The sequence below is a fragment of the Staphylococcus sp. HMSC034C12 genome (assembly GCF_001835895.1).
GTDB lineage: Bacteria > Bacillota > Bacilli > Staphylococcales > Staphylococcaceae > Staphylococcus > Staphylococcus hominis.
On record NZ_KV826355.1, the window covers coordinates 1 to 321 of the forward strand.

The window sequence follows — 321 nt, forward strand, 5'->3', positions numbered from 1 at the left end:
CACAGAAGCTATATTTAGCAAGGATGAAAAACACCGCTATTTACTCAAGAAAACATGGGATGAAAAGAAACCCGCTTGTACAGTGATAACGATGTACCCTCATTTAGATGGTGTATTATCACTCGATCTCACAACTGTTCTTATCCTCAACCAATTAGCTAATTCAGAACGATACGGTGCTGTATATCTTGTAAATCTATTCTCTAATATTAAAAGTCCAGAAAATCTCAAACATATCAACGAGCCATACAATGAACACACCGACATTCACTTGATGAAAGCGATAAGTGAAAGTGAAACAGTGATTCTTGCTTATGGTGC

At 36.8% G+C, this 321-nt stretch carries 1 protein-coding gene; it reads left to right on the forward strand.

Annotation, left to right across the window (positions count from 1 at the left end):
* On the forward strand, window positions 1-321 hold a 321-nt coding region (locus HMPREF2629_RS09385), incomplete at both ends, for a DUF1643 domain-containing protein (protein WP_070813320.1).